Source organism: Chamaesiphon sp. VAR_48_metabat_135_sub (assembly GCF_031418915.1).
GTDB lineage: Bacteria > Cyanobacteriota > Cyanobacteriia > Cyanobacteriales > Chamaesiphonaceae > Chamaesiphon.
Genome location: NZ_JANOJV010000042.1, coordinates 1 through 3,911, shown reverse-complemented (window position 1 = coordinate 3,911; position 3,911 = coordinate 1). Strand labels below are relative to the sequence as shown.

At 36.6% G+C, this 3,911-nt stretch carries 5 protein-coding genes; all 5 read left to right on the top strand.

Annotation, left to right across the window (positions count from 1 at the left end; translation table 11 throughout):
• Positions 1-672, top strand: a 672-nt coding sequence (locus RMO55_RS03245; protein ID WP_310423428.1) for an aconitase family protein, incomplete at its 5' end; no start/stop codon positions are given.
• A 108-nt stretch (positions 673-780) separates the two neighbouring features.
• A complete protein-coding gene (locus tag RMO55_RS03240) occupies positions 781-1,980 on the top strand; it encodes a DUF262 domain-containing protein (RefSeq protein ID WP_310423424.1) in 1,200 nt (399 codons plus the stop codon).
• A 17-nt stretch (positions 1,981-1,997) separates the two neighbouring features.
• On the top strand, positions 1,998-3,041 hold the full coding sequence (locus RMO55_RS03235) for an MAE_28990/MAE_18760 family HEPN-like nuclease (RefSeq protein ID WP_310423419.1): 1,044 nt from the start codon (positions 1,998-2,000) through the stop codon (positions 3,039-3,041).
• Between the two features lie 53 nt (positions 3,042-3,094).
• Positions 3,095-3,664 carry a HindVP family restriction endonuclease gene (locus RMO55_RS03230; protein WP_310423417.1) on the top strand — a complete coding sequence of 190 codons (570 nt, stop codon included), beginning with the start codon at positions 3,095-3,097 and terminating at the stop codon, positions 3,662-3,664.
• 22 nt (positions 3,665-3,686) lie between these two features.
• The coding region (locus RMO55_RS03225; protein WP_396134155.1) for a HindVP family restriction endonuclease at positions 3,687-3,911 on the top strand (225 nt) is incomplete at its 3' end.

Sequence of the window (3,911 nt, the reverse complement as noted above, 5' to 3'; positions counted from 1 at the left end):
ATGGAAGCTTGGCTCGCCAATCCCGTGCTAATGTCCGCCGATGCCGATGCCGAATATGCCGAAATCATCGAGATCGATCTTAATAGTATTACGGAACCGATCGTCGCCGCCCCCAATGACCCCGACAATATCAAACTCCTGAGCGAAGTCGCTGGAGCTAAAATCGATGAAGTCTTCGTCGGCTCCTGCATGACAAATATCGGACACTACCGCGCCACCGCCAAAGTCCTCGACGGCGAACCCGCAGTCACCACCCAATTGTGGATTTGTCCCCCCACCCGCATGGACGAATCCCAACTCAAAGCCGAAGGCATGTACGCGATCTTCGATGCCGCTGGCGCACGGACAGAAATGCCAGGATGCAGTCTCTGTATGGGGAACCAAGCCCGCACCGCCGACAATGCTACGGTATTCTCGACATCTACCCGCAATTTCAATAACCGGATGGGTAAAGGTGCCCAAGTCTATCTCGGTTCGGCAGAGTTAGCAGCAGTTTGTTCGCTGTTAGGACGGATTCCCACGGTACCGGAGTATCTGGATTTGATGAGTAAGAAAATCAATCCGTTTGCTGGGGATCTATATCGTTATCTGAATTTCGACCAGATTTCTGGTTTTGAAGATGAAGGTCGAACTGTCTCGGTGGATGATGTCAGAAAGTTGGCTGAGGTCTAAAGATATAATTTTTTAGGAACACTATCCTCGATCGCCTATATATGATAGGTAATATATGTTTTCGATCGGGGATATTTCTGATTAAATACACAATTGCAGGTAGAATTTATGGTGGTTACATCTAAAACGCAGGCAGCAGATAGAATATTTGCCCCTAGTGAAAAAGATATGTGGGCTAGCAAAAAACAATATAGACCTTTGACAGAAAAGCTATCTAACGAAGAAATAAATGATAGATATGAAAATCGAAGCGATCGATTTATAACTGAAATAAATCGTGAGAAATTACCAAATGTTGTTGAAAACTTAAAAAAAGAGGGATATCTTAATACTAGACCTTTCTATCAAAGAAAGGATCGCTGGAATGAAGAACAGCAATCAAAATTGATCGAATCTTTTTTGGTGAATATTCCAATTCCACCAGTTATATTGTATGAGACTAAATACAATTCTTATGAGGTTATAGATGGCCAACAAAGAATTACTGCTATTTCTGACTTTTATAATAATAAATTTCAGTTAACTGGCTTGGACTTGTGGGCTGAGTTAAATGGCTTCATGTACAAAGATTTACCCTCTAAAATTAAAGATGGTATAGACAGAAGATCGCTGTCATCTATAGTCTTAATCACCGAATCAACATCAAACTCAGAAGAGGCAATGTCCCTTAGAAGACTCGCTTTTGAACGAATTAATACTGGAGGAATATCACTAAGTAAACAAGAGATTCGTAATTGTTTGTACACAGGAAAATTTAATGATTTATTATTTGAACTGTCTCAAAACAATATTTTTGCAAAAGCTTGGAATATACCAGTTAGCGATAGTAAAAAATTAAAAACTAACAATCTTTTTAAGAAAATGGAAGATTTAGAATTAATCTTGCGCTTTTTTGCATTACGACATTTCCCTGACTTCCGTGGAGATATATCAAGTTTTCTGGATACATACATGCAGAAATCAATTATATTTGTGGATGATGATATTAAATGGTTACAAAAATGTTTTATAGATACAATTGAAATGGCATCCAATATTTATCAAGAACATTTGTTTAGACCATTTGGTGCCAAAAAAGATTATGCTTATAAAGAGTACTATGATGCTGTGATGGTGGGATGTAGTTATCACTTATCCAGTGCTCCTAAGTTAATTGAGCGTCGGGAAAAAGTTGTAGAAGCAACTAACAAACTTTTATCAGCACCAAAAGTAAATAAACTCTTTACAGGAGGTGGTGGGACTAAAGAAGGTATTAAAGAGCGGATTAGTTTATTTGAAAATATGCTATCCCAAGTAGCTGCTGAATAAATATTTTTCTATTATAAATGTATAATAACTTATTTAAAAATGCAGCTAAAGATATTCAAACAACTCGATCTATAATCAGGATAAACCAAAAAATACGAGAAATAAAATCTGAGGAACTAGGAATTAATTCTCAATCAAAATTATTGCAGGAGTTAATTGAGATTATACCAACCGAACAAGAGTGGATGGTTTATGAGCATTGTTCTATTGTCACTCGACTATATTCTATTTATGAAAGTTTTGTTGAGAACATCATTAATGAATGGATCGAGCAACTGCCAACAATTATCAATGATTATTCAGCCTTGGATGAAAAAATCAGAAGAAGTCACGCTGAGAAAGTAGGTGATTTAATATCTAAGTCTTGCAAAACAAAAAGTGGGTTTAAAGATAGTTCTGTCAAAGATATGATAGAGGGATTATATCAAGGAGTAACAGGCAGTGCAAACTATACGCTATGGCAGAATGCTTTTTCTAGTCACGACAATAACATCAGAGAGAAAATACTAGGAGATTTATTTAATAATGCAAATATTTGCGATCAGACTTGGATCTGGATAAATAAACATCCAAAAATTATTCGATTTTTCCAAGGAGAGGGAACAGCCGCAGGTAAATTAGAGGATTTCATAGAATATAGAAATGATGCTTCTCATAGTAACTCAAAAAAAGACAGATCTAGTTTACTAAACAGTAATTTATTATTGGAAATGTGTGACTTTATCGAAATATTGTGCTTTTCATTGCTAGAGCTAGTGATACATCAGACTTTTGAGAAACAAAAGCAGCATGGTATCGTTAAGGAGATAGGGACTATAAAAAGATGGTTTAATAAGAGGAAAGTAGCTGAAATCAAACTGAATCAAGAAATATCATTATCTCTATCAGATAGAATTTATTTAACTGGGGATACATATCTTCAAATGGCTGAAATTGAAAATCTTAGAGTGGATAATGTAGATGTCTCAACACAAATAGTAAGTAGTGAAATGAAAGTTGAAGTAAAACTAGATGTTGATGCTAGAGAACGTTTAAGGATATATCAAATATGTAAAAGCTAAGTATTTTAATATTATCAAGTTTTAATGAGAGGCTAGTAGCGGGTTATTTAGCAGTGACGATCGAACAAAACACAATTTCAATACCAGGGCTATTCGGGCTAAACCACTCCAATCGAGATTTCAGCCAAAAAGAGGCATGGGGTAAAAATTGTTTTAACTCATCTTTTCCAGCCGCCCTTTGTGCATACTTGTATCGATGCAACCTAGATAATATTTACCTAAAACTCGATTCTAATTTACAAGTTATTCATTCAACGATCGATACATCCACCCTATACGGAATCGAGCCAACATCTGATAATTTATTTTATGCTTTTGAAAATCAATTCACGCCTTATCAACAATATGTAATCGGTAACTTACCAGGAGTTGATTTAGTCACACAATCACGCGATCAAGGAACCTGTCTACAAGCGATCGAAATTAAATTAACAGCTTTGCCAGATCATACCACTTGCGATCTGGCTGAGGATAATTATGGATGTGAGATCGTCATTAGACCCGATACGATCGTATACTTAGCTTGCAGTATCATCGATAGTTTCAAGGGTAAACTCGATCTACTCAAACGTATCCTCGATCTTTATCCGATCTCGATCGATGATTGGACAGAACTGAAGTAGTGTTATTCCGTATATTCCGAAAATGATTGATGCTCTAGATGCGATCGCATTATCACTACTAGACTATCAGAAACCACTATTGATGCAGCCAGTTTGGAAGACATTGGGTAAATCACCTAAGTTAGCCGAAAACTGTTTAGATGTATTTATTTGGAGCGACTTAGCCTTCACTAGATTATTTGTCAATCTAGTGAAATCAGAGATCGATACCTATGGTAATTGTAGAAGTGTTGCTAGGCATACGCGA

Bases quoted from the DNA above. Each gene is read 5' to 3' on its own strand.
- RMO55_RS03235 (WP_310423419.1), top strand. From the start codon at position 1,998: ATGTATAATAACTTATTTAAAAATGCAGCTAAAGATATTCAAACAACT.
- RMO55_RS03240 (WP_310423424.1), top strand. From the start codon at position 781: ATGGTGGTTACATCTAAAACGCAGGCAGCAGATAGAATATTTGCCCCT.